Raw genomic sequence first — 15,510 nt, forward strand, 5'->3', positions numbered from 1 at the left:
TTCATGTCGTCTCTTCCGACGGCCAGTAGTGATTCAGAGCCCATATCCCGACGCCGCAGAGGACGACCGGTGCGAATGCAGCACCTGCCGAGAGCCACAGGTCGGACCAGGACGTGCTTGTGATGGCAGACGTCAGCGGCGTGTATGCCGTCCATCCGTAGGTGACCACCATCGGCACCGTGATCGCCAGCGGTACCGCGAGGCCGAGTGCCGATGCCGTCGGGCCGGTACGACTGCACGACACGTAGAGATAAGCCGCGGCGGCCGGAAAGGCCACAAGACTTGCCACGTAGTTCACGTTGTCCAGCGGCGGACTGTCGAACAGTGCGGTCACGCACACCAACGCGAGTAGTGCGATACCGATCAGCGGATGCCCCCATCGCAATCCGGATGCGGTACCGGCTGCCACGGCAACTGCCGTGACGGCGACGACGACGAGTACCCAGACTCCGTCCGACACGTCGATACCCACTCCGGACGTGGTGGTCGAGGTGAGCAGCACAGCCGTCCCGGCGAGAACCATCACGCCACCGCGACCAGGCAACAGGCCGGCCGCCGCGAACAACACGGGCAGGACGAGGATTCCGAAGTACCAGCTTCCGGTGACGCTGTCGACGTTCCCGAAGAGGTCGTACGCGAACACCATATCGATCAGTAGACCGCCGACAGCGATCAGCAGTATCGCTCCGACCGTGCGGATACGGCGATCGGATGGCGGACCCTGTCGGCTCAGGTCGACTGGGGCTGCCCACGCCGCTGTCAGCACCACGAGGGCGCACAGCACCGGAACGAACAACGGTGTGCCCAGATCGGATTCGGTGAGGTAGTCGGCATAGCCCCGCGGAATGCCCGGGTATTGCAGCGCCTCGACTGCGCCCGCACCGAGTAGTCCGAGGAGGAACGACCCGGTCAGTAGAGCCTGCAGAATTCGGCGACTGTTCGCTTGCACTGCAGCACAACCCAGCAACACACCACCTGCGAGTACGCGGATGAGGTCGGAGGGGAACAGCAGTACCGAGACCCCGGTGACGACAGCCGAGGCGATGGACAGACCTGCCAGGATGCTGCGCCGACGCACGACCATCGCCAGACCCGACGCCAGAATCACTGCGACCGCGACTCCTCCGCCGCCACTGGAGAACTGCACCCCGCCGAAGCTGGTGTTGCCGAAAATGTCGGTGCTGTCGGATTGCATCGACAATCCTGCAAGCAATCCGGTCAGAAGTACCCCGAGCGCAATCATGCCCGAATTATGCACTGCCGCTGCGATAGTCCCGGGATGCCGCGAGGATCTTCTCCAGGGTCGCCGCGAAGGCCCGCAGTTCATCCTGCCCCACCGCTGCTCCCACGGCGTCGGACCACGCATGTTGCGCGTCCCGCAGCTCTGCAACGGTATCGCGCCCCTTGGGGGTGGGTTCCAACAACTTCGCGCGCTTGTGGTTCGGGTTGTCGACGTATACGGCCCAGCCTTTGGCCACCAACAGATTTGCCGTCCGTTGGACGCTCTGTCGTGCCAACCCCAGCCCGACGCGTCGCGCGATGTCAGCGACCGAGAGAGGCTCGTCCAGGGTGGCTCCGAGGACCTGCCACCACGCCGGAGTCAGACCCGTCGGCTCGGTGATGTCGTGTGCGGCAGCCAGGAATTCGCCGTTGAGCTCGAAGACGGGCAACACCAATGCCGTCAGTGCATCACCCTGCGGCGTACGTTGTTTCATGCGCCGGCAAGTTGCTCGTAGTACTTGCGTTCACCTGTCGTGTACAGGCCGTACCAGGCATCGATGACGGGTTGCGGAAACGCGTTCAGCCGCTCGAACACCAGCTTCGCGAACTCGAGCGGGTTCACCCCGCCTGCGGTGATCACGGTGCCGTCGGACACCGCCTTCTCGTCTCGATAGTGCTCCGCACCACGGTATTCGGTTGCCGCCGTGAGGAACTCCGCGGCATTCGAGGTATGCGGCCGGTCGTCGAGAAGTCCCGTTCGGGCCAAACCGAATGTTGCCCCGCAGATTGCTGCGACCGGAGTCCCTGCCGCAACCAGTTCGGCGGCGAGCTTCAGTACCGTGTCGTGCCCGGATTCCCAACTGTCCGCTCCCGGCAGAATCAACGCGTCGAGTGTCGGCAGATCGGCCAAGCCGACGTCCGGAGTGATACGCAATCCTCCCATCGTCGTGACGGCCTGCCCCGTCTCCGAGGCGACGATCAATCGGTTGGCGTCCGGGTCTTGTTCACGAGCCATGGCAAGTCCGGCGGTGAGGTATCCGTACTCCCAGTCGGCCATGGTGTCGGTGGCATAGAGCGCAATGGTGGTCATCGGAACGTCCTCACGTCGATTGACAGGATGCTGTCAATCATCACTCCATTGACAGCAGGCTGTCAATACCTGGCAGCACCCGAGTGGCCCGCTCGCGTGGATCCACCTCATCCAGATAGATCCGGCACGCCGCATGATAGCGCTGGTCGAAGGCCATGCCCGCGGCCACTTCACCCCCGAGCGCATCCGCATCCCTGGCCGTACCGCGAGCCCGAGCGACGTCCATGGGGGTGTCGACGAAGACCGTGTAGTCCCAGTAGTCGGGCAGCGGCGGCCGATGTAGGAATGTTCCGTCCACGACGACGACCGCGTCGGCAGGTACCGCTTCGAGCGGATCGTCCACCGGCTCATCGGACGCCAGATCGATGACGCGACGACGGATGGCACCACTTCCGTTCGGCCCCAGAGGAATCAGAACGTGCTCACGCAGCGCGTCGAAGTCGTAGGCATCCCGGTAGTAGCCGAGGGCCGACGCCCGACCCTGCCGATAACGGTGGGCGCGCCGGTGATGGAAACCGTCCATCGTCACGTGCACTGCCGGACGACCCTTCGCCGCAATGGCATTCACCAACCATCGTGCGCACGTGGACTTACCCGAGGCCGTCACACCGTCGATCGCCACCCGCAGCGGATGCGCCGAATTCCGGGCCAGCACGTCCCGCACCATGTCATCACCGACGCTCATGCGCCGAGGGTAGGCCATGACGGGTTTACTCAACCAAGTGGTTGACTACACCGGTCGCGGGGCTTAATCTCGACACCAGCGAGAAAGCTAGGAGCCCATGGACGACCACACGGAGCAACTCAACAAGACGTTCGCAGCCCTGGCCGATCCCACTCGGCGTGACATGGTCGCCCGTCTCGCAGGTGCCGATGCGAACGTCAGCGAACTGGCCGAGCCGTACGACATGAGCCTGCAGGCCGTATCAAAGCACGTGAAAGTACTCGAGGACGCCGGCCTGGTCACTCGAAGCAAAGATGCCCAGCGTCGTCCGGTGCACCTGGATGCGGAGGTGTTCGGCCTGATGGCGAAGTGGATCGAGCGTTATCGACAGGAAGCCGAACAGCGTTATCGCCGCCTCGACGCCCTGCTGGAGAGCATTGCGGACGACAAGACCACCGAGACGAAAGAGGTGTCATGACAGTGCACGAAACCGAGATCCACGCAGACGAGAAAGTACCCACGATCGAGATCGTTCGAGAGTTCGACGCGACGCCGGAGCAGGTGTTCCGCGCTCATATCGACCCCGAGCTGTACAGGAAGTGGGTGGGACCCAGGTCGTTGACCACGCGAATCCTCAAGTGGGAGGCGCACACCGGAGGTGCGTGGGCGTTCGCCAACGATCGGGACGGGGAGGAGATCGCATCCTTCTTCGGCAGTTTCCACGAGGTCAGGGACAACGAGCGGATCGTGTGGACGTTCACCTACGAGGGTCAGCCCGATTCGGTTGCCCTCGAGACCCTCACGTTCGAGGGACGCGAGGGCGGGGGCACGCTACTGAACGTACTCAGTGTGATGTCGGACTTCGCCACTCGCGACGGCATGCTGTCCAGCGGAATGGATGTCGGAGTGAAAGAGGGCTACGACAAACTCGACGAGCTACTCACGCAACAAACGGGGCCGGCTCGGCAGCACCTGCAGGACGCGGCAGCCTTCACCGCGCTCGTCCTGTCCGCGTCGCCCGAGGACTGGTCACGCCCGAGCCCGGTATCAGGCTGGGCTGCAATCGATGTCGTGAAGCACCTGATCGAGTGGTCTCGCGGCTTTCTCGCCGGCGGCGCAGGAATCGAATTCCAGACTCTGGATATCGATGCCGACCCGAAAGCTGCATGGCAACGTCACGTCGCCGACATCCAAGCCATTCTCGACGACCCGTCCGGCCGCGTGTTGAGCAACCCGCACACCGGAGACATGCCGGTGGACAAAGCGATCGCCATGTTCTACACCGCAGACATCTGGATGCACTCCTGGGACCTGGCGAAAGCCCTCGGCCGCGAACCCGACCTGGGCCAGGAGCGCTGCGCAGCGGCCCTCGACGCCATGCGACCGATGGAGCAGATGCTGAGGGACAGCGGACAGTACGGGCCCGCGGTTCCCGTCGCCGACGACGCGTCCCCGCAGGACAAGCTGATGGCCTTCATCGGCCGGGACCCGGCCTGGACATCCCGGAGCTAACTTGCTACCACCTCGAGTTGCGGCCGAATCTTGTTCAACGAGAACTCGACCGACGCTTTCGACGGCAAGTTGATCCCGACGACCGTCGCGTAATCGACAACGGCCAGCCCCCCTCCGGTGGCCGCCGGAAGCCTGGTGAACCCGGGCAGCTTCTCGAGATCGTCGCGGGTCCCGCCGTTGGGGAGCATCACCACCAAATCGGCCGTCAAAACGTCGAGACGCTCGGGACTGAGCACGATGCGTCCGTGCGAGATGTCGGGTGAGTTCACCAGGCCCTCGGGCACACTGAGCCCGATGCTGTCGAAGATCTGAGCCGCACCGTCCTCCGGATCGGCGACGACGGCCAGCTGCTGCGTGCTGAAGATGAACTGCGAGAGCACAGCGGTCTTACCGTTCAGCCCGGGAAGATCGGCGACGATTCCGTCGGTGAATTCGCGACCCTCCTCGATGATTCGGCTCGCATCGTCTTCCCGGTCCAGAACTCGTCCGAGGGTCTCGATCTGCGACTCCCACGTCTCGACCTTCTCCGCCTTCGGGAAGATAGTCGGTGCGATGTCCGAAAGCCCGCGGTACGGATCGATCGACGGGATGCCCGACACCAGAATCAGATCGGGCTGCAGTGCCGCGATCTCCTCCGTCGGAACCGCCCCACCCACCTGGTCGACGGCCGAGGCGTCGAGCATGACGGAATCGTCCGCTACCTCGGTCTGCCAGGGGTAGAGGCCCCGCTCGTTTCCGTTGGACCCGGCAGAGACGTATCCGACGGGTTGCACGTCGAACTCGAGCAGGGCGTCGACCCACTGCTGACCGAACGCGACGATCCGGCTGGGTGTACCCGTCACCTCGGTGGGTCCGGCGATGGTGTCCACGGTGATGGTTCGGGACTCGGACACCGAATCGTCAGCCGCCCCGCTACTGCACGCGACCAGCGCCGACGCGGTTGTCAGAGCGAGCACACACCCCAGGAATGTCCGTTTCATCCGCAGAAGTTAGCACAGGCTCACCTTGCTGCGGTGGGCTACGTTCAGAGGTATTTCTTCAGCTCCATCTTCGCGATCGACATCTTGTGCACCTCGTCGGGACCGTCGGCGAGCCGCAGGGTGCGGATGTGTGCGTACATCATCGCGAGGGGGAAGTCGTTGGACACGCCTCCTCCGCCGTGCACCTGAATGGCACGGTCGATGATCTTCAGCGCCATCTCCGGTGCCGCAACCTTGATGGCCGCGATCTCGGTACGCGCTTCCTTGTTCCCGACGGTGTCCATCAGGTACGCGGCTTTGAACGTGAGCAGTCGGGTCTTCTCGATCTCGATGCGTGCCTCGGCGACCCAGTCCTGGATGTTCGACCGCATCGCCACCGGCTTGCCGAACGTCACTCGCGATACCGCTCGGCGACAGAGCAATTCGAGTGCGCGTTCCGCCACGCCGATGGTGCGCATGGCGTGATGGATACGGCCTGGGCCCAAGCGAGCCTGGCTGATGGCGAAGCCCTCACCCGGCCCCTTCAGCACGTCCTTCGCCGGCACTCGCACGTCCTCGAAGAGCACCTCGGCGTGGCCTTCGCGATCGATGTAGCCGAATACCGGCAGGTTGCGCAGGACGGTGACACCGGGCGCATCGATGGGCACCACCAGCATCGACTGTTGACGGTGCGTGGCAGCTTCGGGATCGGTCTTGCCCATCACGATGAGCACCTTGCAGTTCTTGTGCATCGCATTGGACGTCCACCACTTGCGTCCGTTCAGGATGAAGTCGTCACCGTCGCGGTCCATCTTCATCGCGATGTTGGTGGCGTCGGAGCTTGCCACATCAGGTTCGGTCATCGCGAAGGCAGAGCGAATTGTGCCGTCCAACAACGGCTTCAAGTACTTCTCTTGGTGCTCGTCGGTGCCGAAGAGCGTGAACACCTCCATGTTGCCGGTATCGGGTGCGTTGCAGTTGCACGCCTCGGGGGCGAGCAGGCTGCGGCCCATGATCTCGGCCAGCGGGGCGTACTCGAGGTTGGTCAGACCGGGACCCCACTCGGGGTGCGGGTGGAACAGATTCCACAGTCCACGTGAGCGCGCTTCCTTCTTCAGGTCCTCGATGACAGGCGGCTGAAAGTGCGGGTCACCGGATTCGAGCATCTGCTGCTCGTACACTGCCTCGGCCGGGTAGATGTGAGAGTCCATGAACTCCAACAGATCCGACTCGTACTTCTTCGCGCGGTCGCTGGTCTCGAAAAATGCCACGGTGGGCCCCTAACGGTTGTTGTCGAGCAAGCTGTCCTGGTAGCGACGCATGCCGCGCAACCACCGGTCGTAATCGGCACCCTTGTTGCGGTACATGTCCAGTACGTTCTCGTGCGGCAGGATCAGGAACTGCTCGCGGTCCATGGCGTCGAGCACCACATCGGCGACGTCGAGAGGCTCGAGCACGGCACCGGCGCTGAGTACTGCCGCAGTTGCCGCCGCTCCCAATGCATCTCCGGATTCACGTCCCTCGTAGAGAAGTTTGGTGTTGACGCCCATGGGGCACAGGCAGCTGACGCGAACACCCCGGTTGCCGTAGGTGACGTTGAGCCACTCGGCGAATCCGACAGCAGCGTGCTTGGTGGTTGCGTATGTCGCCGAACCGATCTGAGTGAGCAGACCGGCCGCGGAGGCCGTGCTGACGAAGTAGCCCTCGCCGCGTCCGAGCCAACCCGGCACCAACAGTTGCGCAGCGCGAATGTGCGCGCGCACGTTGACGTCGAACGAGAGGTCCCAGTCCTGTTCGGTGGCGTCGAGTCCGGGGGCGCCGCTGATACCTGCGTTGGCGAAATAGAGGTCGACCGGTCCGAACGAGTCCTCGGCCAGCGCGATCAGCCGCTGAATGTCCTCTGTGTTCGACGCGTCCGCCGCAGCCGCGACGGCCGTTCCCGGCCGGTCTCGTTCGATGGCGTCGACCACTGTTCGGGCCGTGGCCTCGTCCAGGTCGGAGACGACGACGCGGGCGCCGTGCTCGGAGAGTCGAGCGGCGATGGCCCCGCCGATTCCGCCGCCACCGCCGGTGACGATGGCAACTTTGCCTTCTACCTTCATGCCCCAGGTATAGTTGAAGTCAGATTCAAGTTCAACCCAGGTGTCATGAACTCGCTGGTCAGGGCCCGTGTCCTACGCCCGTGGGCGCGCCGGATCGGTGATCCATCCCGACCACGATCCCGGATACAGCGCCGCATCGATGCCCGCCAACTCGAGCGCGAGAATCTGATGAGCCGCGGTCACCCCGGATCCGCAATAGACGGCGACGTCCTTCCCCTCGGGCACAAGTCCACCGAATGTGCCATCGAGTACCTCGGGAGCCAAGAACCGCCCGTCCGCATCGACGTTCTCGGTGGTCGGCCGATTGACCGCACCGGGGATGTGACCGGCCACAGGATCCACCGGCTCCACTTCCCCTCGAAATCGTTCGGGTGCCCGGGCGTCGAGCAAGATGTTGTTCTGCGCGAACTCGAGCACGTCGTCGACGTCGAGGACTCGTGCGAGCGATGACCTGGCGGTGAACGATCCGGCCGCGACGATCGATGGTTCTGTGCCGAGGGCAAATCCCTCGGCGATCCACTGATTCAGCCCGCCGTCGAGGACACGCACGTCTGCATGGCCGTAGTAGCGGAGTAACCACCACGCGCGCGCAGCCGCGGTCGCGGGGCCTGCGTCGTAGACCACCACCGAAGAGTCGTCGCTCACCCCAGCACTACGCATTGCTGCGACGAACGTCTCGGCGTCGGGCAATGGGTGACGGCCGCGGTGATTCGGGTCGTTCCTGCTGGCTCCACTCCCATGGTCCGGCGGAGCGGCCAAATCGGCATCGAGGTCCACGAACTGCGCGGTCGGGATGTGCCCCGCCTCGTAACCTGCTCTGTCGCTACCGGTCTGCAGTGTGAACCGGATGTCGAGGACGACCGGGGCCCGGCCCATCTCGAAGAGATCGTGCAGTTCGGCGGCAGAAATCAGCGGCGAGGGGCTCATAAGGCTTCGACGCTAACAGTCCCGCGCGGGGAATAGCTCGGTGTCGGTGCAGGTTGTCCGCAGGCGTGACCGAAACTGCATCCACAACACAGCATCTGTCCACCGCCGGACTCTTCGAGCCGTTCGAGGTCAAGTCGCTGAAGCTGCGCAACCGCTTCGCCATGGCCCCGATGACGCGCGCGTTCTCGCCCGACGGTGTTCCCGGTCCGGATGTGGCCGAGTACTACCGCAAGCGCGCTGCGGGCGGCACCGGCCTCATCATCACCGAGGGCACCTACATCCCCGATCCGGCCGCAGGCCCCCACACCCGGGTTCCACGGATCTACGGCGACTCCAGCCTCGAGGGCTGGAAGGGCGTCGTCGACGCCGTGCACGCCGAGGGCAGCGCAATCATCCCGCAGCTGTGGCATCTCGGAGTCGAGCGCGGCACCGAACCACGCCTGTTTCCCGACGTCACCACCGTCAGCCCGTCAGGCATTGCACTCGACGGTTCCGCGGTCGGTCGAGCTTTCACCGACGCCGACCTGGACGAACTCACCTCGCAGTGGGTACAGGCTGCGGTCAACGCGAAGAACACCGGCTTCGACGGTCTCGAATTGCATGGTGCTCACGGCTACCTGCTCGACGAGTTCCTCTGGGCCACAACCAATGTGCGCGACGATGAGTTCGGTGGTTCGCTCGAAGCCCGGACCCGCTTCCCGGCGCAGGTCGTCGCGGCGATTCGAGCGGCAGTCGGCGAGGACTTCGCCATCGTGTACCGCTTCTCGCAGTGGAAGAGCAATCACTTCGACGCACGGATCGCGCAGAACCCCGAGGAACTCGCACGCGTATTGACGCCCCTGGTCGACGCCGGAGTGGACATTCTGCACGCCTCGACGCGCCGCCATTGGGATGCCGCGTTCCCCGAGCTGGACGGAAACGACGGAAAGCTGGGCCTGGCCGGGTGGACCCGCAAGCTCACCGGAGTTCCGACCATCACCGTCGGATCGGTCGGCCTCGACTCGGTGTTCACGTCGGCATGGTCTGAGGATGCCGCGTCGGGTGTAACCGGATTGGACGCGCTCGTCGGTCAATTCGAGGACGGCGAGTTCGATCTGGTGGCCGTCGGGCGCGCGTTGCTGTCCGATCCGGAGTGGGTGAACAAGGTGGGCGACGGCCGCGTGGACGAGCGCGTCGAATTCACGCGCGACCACATTCAGCACTTGGTCTGACGGAGCGGGCGCAGGTATTCACGGCAGCATCGCTCAGAACGGCGGTGCTGCCGTGTCGTCTGTCTCGGGCTGTTGGTTGTCGGGTGGGTGGCGGTAAGCGACGATGCCGGATCGTCTCGGTTTGGTGGGGATGTGCGGTCTGAGGTCGTTGCCGATGATGGGGACGGCTGTTCCGTTGGCGGGCAGGGTGATTCGAGTGGTCTTCGAGGCGGATGTCCACAGAATCGCGCCGCCGGAGAGCATGACGGCTTTCCAGTAGCCGGCGGTTTTGCCGGTGTGGTGGTACTCGCACAGGCATTGGAGGTTGTCGACGGTGGTCCAGCCGCCGCCGAGGGGGTTGCTGTGGTCGAAGGCAATGATGTGGTCGAGTTGGCAGCGGTCGGCGGGGCGGTGGCAGCCGGGGAAGCGGCAGTGTCGGTCACGTAGGCGAACTGCTGCGGTGGTGAGGGTGTCGGGTCGGTAAATCAGGGCTCGGTCGGTCAGTGGGCCGCGGGCGACGGATGTGCCGAGGGTGGGGTCGGCGGCGATCGCAGCTTCGAGAGCAGCAGCCAGGGATGCGTTGCCGAGGTAGATGCCCTGTGAGGCAAGACTTGTGAGGACTTCGAGTTCACGGCCAACAAGCGTGCCACCCCCGAGAGCCACGCCGGACAGATCGAGGGCAGAGCTGTGCCGTGTGCCCCTGCCGACGGGCGTATGGGTACAGAACAGGGCTGCAGTGGAGGTCAGCGACTGCAGACGACGCTGAGGTCGATCGTCACCCGGTGCCGGGTCGGTCGGTCCAGTCTCTGCTGGGACTGGATCCGGTAACGAACCCTGCTCGGCCGACGGCTTCGGAGTGGTCGATGACGGCTTCGGAGCGGGCGATGACACAGTGGCCGCCGCTGGTTCAAGAACTGGCGACTGGTCGGCCGCAGGTGCGAGTGTGGACTGGTCGTTCAGCTCTGACTCGCCGTTCGGCTCGGTCTCGTCGGCATCTGCGGTCTGGTCGACCTCATCTGCCGGTGCTGCTGGTTCCGGTGCCGGGGTGTTTGCAGGTGCTGGTGCTGGTGCTGGTGTACTGGCCGAAGGCGGGGCGGTCGAGGAATCGGCATCCGCCCCCGAATCCGCGGCTGGCCCCATTCGCCCAACACCATCAGCAGCCGAAGCGGCATCGGTACCCGTGCCGGCATCTGTGTCTACGCCGTCTTCCGTCTCAGGTTCTGATGCTGCCCATGCCTTCTCACTGTCTGGGCGTCGTTCCCATTCCCCGGTCTCCGGGTTCTGCACAGCGAGGCCCAACTTCTCGGCGAGGGTGACTGCTTCGGTGAGCAGGATCTGCCAGTGACTGTTGCGTGCGAGTTCCCGCGCGAGGTCGGGGTCGATGGATCCGTGCCCGGCCAGATACGCCGGGTTCGCGAGCAGTCCGATGAGGGTGGCGATATCGACGGTGATCATCGTCAACGGCACCCGACGATCCGGCAACGCCGCATCCTTTTTCGGGCAATTTGGGCGTTGGCACAGGCATGTCAGGCGGGGTTCGCCGTGCATGCGGGCCATGAACGCATCGCACAGGCGATCTTTCTTGCCGCGAGGGTCTTTCGGGCAGAGGGTGTCGGCCATTTCCTCGAGGAGCTGCCATGCGGCGGCGGCTTCGGGTGCGGTCAGCTCGGCTCGGATCCGCGCCAGTTCACCGGCCGGGCTGTAGGTGACGGTGCGGAATTTCTTCGCAAATTCCCGAAGTGCTGCTGCTTCCTCCGGCGCGACCCGCAGCAGGATGTCCCAGATCTCCTTCTCCAGCGGACCCGGTGACGATCGGCGGGCTGCTTCGACCACTTCGTTCTCGACCAACCTGACGATCTCGTCGGAGAGGTTGTCGAGAATGCGGCAGGCCGTCCGTACTCGGGGGAGGTCGATCTCCCCGGTCTCGAATGCTGCCCGCAGCAGTGGCAGTCGGGTATGCAGAGCGACGCCGACCGAGACGTACGATTCGGCGACCGTCGCCGAACAACCCAACGCCAGTGCCATCTCGGTGCGCCCGTACCGGCTGTAGTGCTTGTGCTTGGTGTCGAGCGTGATCCAGCTTCGGTGGACGTCGTAGCAGGCAGAAATCTTACGAGCCGCAAGACGATTCTCTGCCTGTGCGGCAGCGGTCAAAGCCTCCAGTGACACGGTCGGTATCGCACCCATTTTTCACCCCCCGGTGACCCGAAACAAGAACGCCTGTTCGAACAAGAAGAACAGTAACCGAGGCCACCGACAAGAAACGGGACTCCCGCAGACGGCCCCTCTGACCTGCCGCTATCCGCCGAACAGCTCTACACTCCACTCCATGAGCGATCCCGATTTCACGGCGTCCGAGATGGTCGAGTTGCGAGCTCGGGCACACGAGGGTGATGAGGACGCCATCGACCAGTTGGTCGAACTCGCAGGCTCTCGCAACGACCTCGACGAGCTGCGCTCTCTTGCCGACGCGGGCAGTACCGATGCCGTCGACATCCTGGTCGAACTTGCCGGTGAACGCGGTGATCGCGTCGAGCTGCAGAGACTGGCGGCCGCAGGCAGCCAGGACGCCGCAGACATTCTGGACGAGCTCGACAGCTAGCCGGGGCTGGGCCGCTCCCCCAGTTGCATCGTGAGTCGATGCGCAGCGTCGAGGAGCATCTTGCCCAACTCACGTCGTCGATCGTCGCGGAATCGCGTCTCGACACCCGTCAAGCTCAGCGCCCACGCCGGCTTTTCGGCGCGATCGAACACCGCAGCACCCAGACCCCAGCTCCCCTCGACCAACAACGCAGGGTTGACGGCGAATCCTGTTGTCCGGGTGAGCACTATCCGCCGTCGAATCTCGTCGTCGGAGTGACTGTCTCCCCACTCGGGCACCAGATCAACGCCACTCAGGTATTCGTCGACCTCCCGATCGGGTAGATGCGCGAGGATGGCCAACCCTGCGGACGCCACTCCGAGCGGCAGCCGAATTCCCTCGTACAGCACGTGCGAGCGCAGCGGAAAACTCCCCTCTACTCGAAGCAGGCACACCGTCTCCGAACCCCTGCGGACCGACAGGAAGGCACTCTCTCCGCTCTCGGTAGCCAACGCCTGCACTACTTTTCGCGCTTGATCGGTGATGTCGTACCGCAGTGCCGCCATCGATCCCAGCAGGTAGATCTCGGGACCGAGCGACCAGCGACCGGTCGCGGCGTCACGGTCGACGAATCCCTGTTCGGCAAGCGTCGACAGCAATCGATGGGTGGTGGGTCGCGCGATACCGGACGCCCGCGCGAGGGCACTCGTCGACGCACCCGACGGTTCCTCGCTTCCCGCCGCGCGCAGCAACGAACAGATCTTTCCGATCACACTTGCGTTGGTATCCGCTGAGGTCACCTGGTCATAGTACGTCCACTCAGTGGACGCCAAACCCGCATCCGTTCACCGAACGAGCAATTTCGGGCATTCACTTCACCGATATACACAGCTCAGGTTCACTGGCTACATCGTTTGCTCAACGAACACATCAGGAGTTCTTGTGACAGGAAAGACCTACGCGTCCGCCGTCGACGCGGTCGCGGACATCGGCCGTGGGGCGACCATCGCGGTCGGCGGCTTCGGGCTGTGCGGCATTCCGGACGCTCTCATCGACGCCATCGCGAACACCGACGCCGACGAGCTCGAAGTGTTCTCCAACAACTGCGGCGTCGACGGCTACGGACTCGGAATCCTGCTGGCTGCCGGACGCATTCGCCGCGTCACCGCCTCCTACGTCGGCGAGAACAAGGAATTCGCCCGGCAGTACCTCGCGGGCGAACTCGAAGTCGAGCTGACCCCTCAGGGCACGCTCGCCGAACGACTCCGCGCCGGCGGCAACGGCGTTCCCGCATTCTTCACCCCCGCCGGGGTCGGCAGCCCCATCGCCGACGGCGGAATGCCGTGGCGCTACAACGCCGACGGCTCGGTTTCCATCGCATCCCCGCCCAAGGAAACCCGTGTGTTCGGCGACAAGCGGTACGTCCTCGAAGAGTCGATCAATGCCGACTTCGCGCTGGTGCACGCCGAAACAGGTGATACAGCAGGCAATCTCGTATTCGACAAGACCGCGATGAACTTCAACCCCCTCGCCGCGATGGCCGGCAAGATCACCATCGCGCAGGTCGAGAACCTCGTGGAGCCGGGTGAGATCGATCCGGCCCACGTACATCTTCCCGGCGTGTTCGTCCAACGCGTCGTACACACCGGGCCACAGGACAAGCGCATCGAAAAGCGCACCGTCAGTTCAGGAGTTCGAGCATGAGCGCAGGATGGACGCGCGATCGGATGGCCGAACGCGCCGCAGCAGAGATGGTCGACGGGGAATACGTCAACCTCGGCATCGGCCTGCCGACACTGATCCCGGGATATCTGACCGACGACGTCAAGGTCACGCTGCATTCGGAGAACGGCATCCTGGGCACCGGGCCGTACCCCACCGAGGACAAGGTCGACGCCAACCTCATCAACGCGGGCAAGGAAACCGTCACCGTCAATCCCGGTGCCGCGTACTTCGATTCGTCACTGAGCTTCGGCATGATTCGCGGCGGTCACATCGACACCGCAGTGCTCGGCGGCATGCAGGTCTCCCGCACCGGCGACCTCGCCAACTGGATGGTGCCCGGCAAGATGGTCAAGGGCATGGGCGGCGCGATGGACCTCGTACACGGTGCCCGACGCGTCATCGTCGTCATGGAACACACCGACCGCGACGGCAACCCGAAGATCCTCGACGCCTGCACCCTGCCGCTCACCGGCCAGGGCGTCGTCGATCGCATCATCACCAACCTGGCTGTGATCGACGTGGTAGGCGACGGCACGCTCGAGCTGGTGGAACTGGCACCGGGCGTGACTGCCGATCAAGTCACCGCCGCAACCGGATCGACTCTGAAGCACTGAACGAACGACTGTGGGCCCGTACGTCCGAAGACGTACGGGCCCACAGTGTTACGTACTAGTCCGGAATCATGTCGAACGTATCCGGATTCGGTCCGGTCCGACCCTGCTCACCCTTGTCCAGAGCCGTGATGGCGTCCAGATCGGCGGAGCTGAGCTCGAAGTCGAAGATCTCGAAGTTGGCCTTCACCCGCTCCGGCGTCACCGACTTCGGGAAGATGATGTTGCCGCGCTGAATGTGCCAGCGGAGCACCACCTGTGCGACGGATTTGCCTGCCGCGTCGGCGATTCGCTTCAGTTCCGCGTCGTCGAGAACGTTGCCCTGGGCGATCGGTGACCACGCCTCGGTGGGGATGGCGTGCTCACGGCCGTATGCCCACACGTCTTTGTTGGCGAAGTACGGGTGTACCTCGATCTGGTTCACCGCGGGGACCGTCTCGGTCTCTTCCGCCAACCGGTCGAGGTGGGCCGGCTGAAAGTTGGAGACGCCGATGTTGCGGGCACGGCCGTCGGCTGCGAACTCCTCCAATGTCTTCCACGTGGAGACGAAGTCACCGTCGTAGCGAGTGGGCAAGGGCCAGTGGATGAGGAAGAGGTCCACGTAGTCGGTTCCGAGGTCGCTGAGCGTCGCGTCGAACGCCTTACGCGCGTCGTCGGGCCGATGAAAACCGTTGTTGAGCTTGCTGGTTACGAAGACCGATTCGCGATCGATTCCGGAGTTACGGATGCCCTCGCCGACCTGCTTCTCGTTGCCGTACATCTCGGCGGTGTCGATGTGTCGGTAGCCGATCTCGAGCGCCGTTTCGACGGCCTTCGCGGTCTCCTCGGGATCGATCTGGAACACGCCGAAGCCGAGCTGGGGAATCTGCTTGCCGTTTCTGAGCGTGACGTTGGGTACCTGAGTCATATCGCTCGGGTGCCCGCCCAC

Annotated in this window: 17 protein-coding genes; 6 read left to right on the forward strand and 11 right to left on the reverse strand. The window is 64.2% G+C overall.

Annotated elements, in window-relative coordinates; genetic code table 11:
* Position 1: 1 nt before the first annotated feature.
* From CH275_RS10950 to CH275_RS10965, 4 genes are read right to left on the reverse strand one after another with little or no spacing between them, the layout of a single operon-like run.
* Positions 2-1,243, reverse strand: coding sequence for a hypothetical protein (locus CH275_RS10950; RefSeq protein ID WP_094677981.1), 1,242 nt, complete (start codon positions 1,241-1,243; stop codon positions 2-4).
* Between the two features lie 7 nt (positions 1,244-1,250).
* Positions 1,251-1,715, reverse strand: a complete 465-nt coding sequence (locus tag CH275_RS10955) for a MarR family winged helix-turn-helix transcriptional regulator (protein ID WP_094677983.1) — start codon at positions 1,713-1,715, stop codon at positions 1,251-1,253.
* Positions 1,712-2,311 carry a DJ-1/PfpI family protein gene (locus CH275_RS10960; RefSeq protein ID WP_094677985.1) on the reverse strand — a complete coding sequence of 200 codons (600 nt, stop codon included), beginning with the start codon at positions 2,309-2,311 and terminating at the stop codon, positions 1,712-1,714. The genes CH275_RS10955 and CH275_RS10960 overlap by 4 nt, the downstream gene beginning before the upstream one ends.
* A gap of 40 nt (positions 2,312-2,351) precedes the next feature.
* Positions 2,352-2,996 (reverse strand): hypothetical protein, encoded by a 645-nt coding sequence (locus tag CH275_RS10965; RefSeq protein ID WP_218828776.1) that lies wholly within the window; start codon positions 2,994-2,996, stop codon positions 2,352-2,354.
* 97 nt (positions 2,997-3,093) lie between these two features.
* Here CH275_RS10965 and CH275_RS10970 point away from each other — a divergent pair, with 97 nt between their 5' ends.
* Positions 3,094-3,453, forward strand: coding sequence for an ArsR/SmtB family transcription factor (locus CH275_RS10970; RefSeq protein ID WP_094677987.1), 360 nt, complete (start codon positions 3,094-3,096; stop codon positions 3,451-3,453).
* The gene (locus CH275_RS30275) at positions 3,450-4,487 is read left to right on the forward strand and encodes a TIGR03086 family metal-binding protein (RefSeq protein WP_094677989.1); all 1,038 of its coding nucleotides are present in this window, start codon (positions 3,450-3,452) and stop codon (positions 4,485-4,487) included. The genes CH275_RS10970 and CH275_RS30275 overlap by 4 nt, the downstream gene beginning before the upstream one ends.
* On the opposite strand, the gene CH275_RS10980 is transcribed toward CH275_RS30275, so the two are convergent.
* From CH275_RS10980 to CH275_RS10995, 4 genes are all read right to left on the reverse strand, one after another.
* Positions 4,484-5,467: an ABC transporter substrate-binding protein gene (locus tag CH275_RS10980; protein WP_256990974.1), complete on the reverse strand. Its 984-nt coding sequence runs from the start codon at positions 5,465-5,467 to the stop codon at positions 4,484-4,486. The genes CH275_RS30275 and CH275_RS10980 overlap by 4 nt on opposite strands.
* A gap of 44 nt (positions 5,468-5,511) precedes the next feature.
* Positions 5,512-6,657, reverse strand: a complete 1,146-nt coding sequence (locus CH275_RS10985; RefSeq protein ID WP_373453704.1) for an acyl-CoA dehydrogenase family protein — start codon at positions 6,655-6,657, stop codon at positions 5,512-5,514.
* A 69-nt stretch (positions 6,658-6,726) separates the two neighbouring features.
* Positions 6,727-7,548 (reverse strand): SDR family oxidoreductase, encoded by an 822-nt coding sequence (locus CH275_RS10990; protein ID WP_094677993.1) that lies wholly within the window; start codon positions 7,546-7,548, stop codon positions 6,727-6,729.
* A 72-nt stretch (positions 7,549-7,620) separates the two neighbouring features.
* Positions 7,621-8,475: a sulfurtransferase gene (locus CH275_RS10995; RefSeq protein WP_094677995.1), complete on the reverse strand. Its 855-nt coding sequence runs from the start codon at positions 8,473-8,475 to the stop codon at positions 7,621-7,623.
* A 65-nt stretch (positions 8,476-8,540) separates the two neighbouring features.
* Between CH275_RS10995 and CH275_RS11000 the strand changes: the two genes are divergently transcribed.
* Positions 8,541-9,686, forward strand: a complete 1,146-nt coding sequence (locus CH275_RS11000) for an NADH:flavin oxidoreductase (RefSeq protein WP_179276105.1) — start codon at positions 8,541-8,543, stop codon at positions 9,684-9,686.
* Positions 9,687-9,719: 33 nt separating this feature from the next.
* Here the strand turns inward: CH275_RS11000 and CH275_RS11005 are convergent, their stop codons facing one another.
* A complete protein-coding gene (locus tag CH275_RS11005; protein WP_179276106.1) occupies positions 9,720-11,834 on the reverse strand; it encodes a DUF222 domain-containing protein in 2,115 nt (704 codons plus the stop codon).
* Positions 11,835-11,994: 160 nt separating this feature from the next.
* Here CH275_RS11005 and CH275_RS11010 point away from each other — a divergent pair, with 160 nt between their 5' ends.
* Positions 11,995-12,267 (forward strand): hypothetical protein, encoded by a 273-nt coding sequence (locus CH275_RS11010; protein ID WP_179276107.1) that lies wholly within the window; start codon positions 11,995-11,997, stop codon positions 12,265-12,267.
* On the opposite strand, the gene CH275_RS11015 is transcribed toward CH275_RS11010, so the two are convergent.
* Entirely contained in the window at positions 12,264-13,019 is a 756-nt protein-coding gene (locus CH275_RS11015) for an IclR family transcriptional regulator (protein WP_094678668.1), read from the reverse strand. The genes CH275_RS11010 and CH275_RS11015 overlap by 4 nt on opposite strands.
* Positions 13,020-13,188: 169 nt before the next feature.
* Here CH275_RS11015 and CH275_RS11020 point away from each other — a divergent pair, with 169 nt between their 5' ends.
* Together CH275_RS11020 and CH275_RS11025 are read left to right on the forward strand one after the other, a co-directional pair.
* A complete protein-coding gene (locus tag CH275_RS11020; protein WP_094677999.1) occupies positions 13,189-13,950 on the forward strand; it encodes a CoA transferase subunit A in 762 nt (253 codons plus the stop codon).
* On the forward strand, positions 13,947-14,585 hold the full coding sequence (locus CH275_RS11025) for a 3-oxoacid CoA-transferase subunit B (protein WP_094678001.1): 639 nt from the start codon (positions 13,947-13,949) through the stop codon (positions 14,583-14,585). Before CH275_RS11020 ends, CH275_RS11025 begins: the two co-directional genes overlap by 4 nt.
* A gap of 55 nt (positions 14,586-14,640) precedes the next feature.
* Here the strand turns inward: CH275_RS11025 and CH275_RS11030 are convergent, their stop codons facing one another.
* Positions 14,641-15,489, reverse strand: a complete 849-nt coding sequence (locus CH275_RS11030; protein WP_094678003.1) for an aldo/keto reductase — start codon at positions 15,487-15,489, stop codon at positions 14,641-14,643.
* Positions 15,490-15,510 lie beyond the last annotated feature (21 nt).

The sequence above is a fragment of the Rhodococcus sp. 06-235-1A genome (assembly GCF_002258785.1).
Classification (GTDB): domain Bacteria; phylum Actinomycetota; class Actinomycetes; order Mycobacteriales; family Mycobacteriaceae; genus Rhodococcoides.

Excerpts from the sequence above, each read along its gene's own strand:
- CH275_RS10950 (WP_094677981.1), bottom strand. The coding sequence starts at position 1,243 with ATGATTGCGCTCGGGGTACTTCTGACCGGATTGCTTGCAGGATTGTCG.
- CH275_RS10955 (WP_094677983.1), bottom strand. The coding sequence starts at position 1,715 with ATGAAACAACGTACGCCGCAGGGTGATGCACTGACGGCATTGGTGTTG.
- CH275_RS10960 (WP_094677985.1), bottom strand. The coding sequence starts at position 2,311 with ATGACCACCATTGCGCTCTATGCCACCGACACCATGGCCGACTGGGAG.
- CH275_RS10965 (WP_218828776.1), bottom strand. The coding sequence starts at position 2,996 with ATGAGCGTCGGTGATGACATGGTGCGGGACGTGCTGGCCCGGAATTCG.
- CH275_RS10970 (WP_094677987.1), top strand. The coding sequence starts at position 3,094 with ATGGACGACCACACGGAGCAACTCAACAAGACGTTCGCAGCCCTGGCC.
- CH275_RS30275 (WP_094677989.1), top strand. The coding sequence starts at position 3,450 with ATGACAGTGCACGAAACCGAGATCCACGCAGACGAGAAAGTACCCACG.
- CH275_RS10980 (WP_256990974.1), bottom strand. The coding sequence starts at position 5,467 with ATGAAACGGACATTCCTGGGGTGTGTGCTCGCTCTGACAACCGCGTCG.
- CH275_RS10985 (WP_373453704.1), bottom strand. The coding sequence starts at position 6,657 with ATGGACTCTCACATCTACCCGGCCGAGGCAGTGTACGAGCAGCAGATG.
- CH275_RS10990 (WP_094677993.1), bottom strand. The coding sequence starts at position 7,548 with ATGAAGGTAGAAGGCAAAGTTGCCATCGTCACCGGCGGTGGCGGCGGA.
- CH275_RS10995 (WP_094677995.1), bottom strand. The coding sequence starts at position 8,475 with ATGAGCCCCTCGCCGCTGATTTCTGCCGCCGAACTGCACGATCTCTTC.
- CH275_RS11010 (WP_179276107.1), top strand. The coding sequence starts at position 11,995 with ATGAGCGATCCCGATTTCACGGCGTCCGAGATGGTCGAGTTGCGAGCT.
- CH275_RS11025 (WP_094678001.1), top strand. The coding sequence starts at position 13,947 with ATGAGCGCAGGATGGACGCGCGATCGGATGGCCGAACGCGCCGCAGCA.
- CH275_RS11030 (WP_094678003.1), bottom strand. The coding sequence starts at position 15,489 with ATGACTCAGGTACCCAACGTCACGCTCAGAAACGGCAAGCAGATTCCC.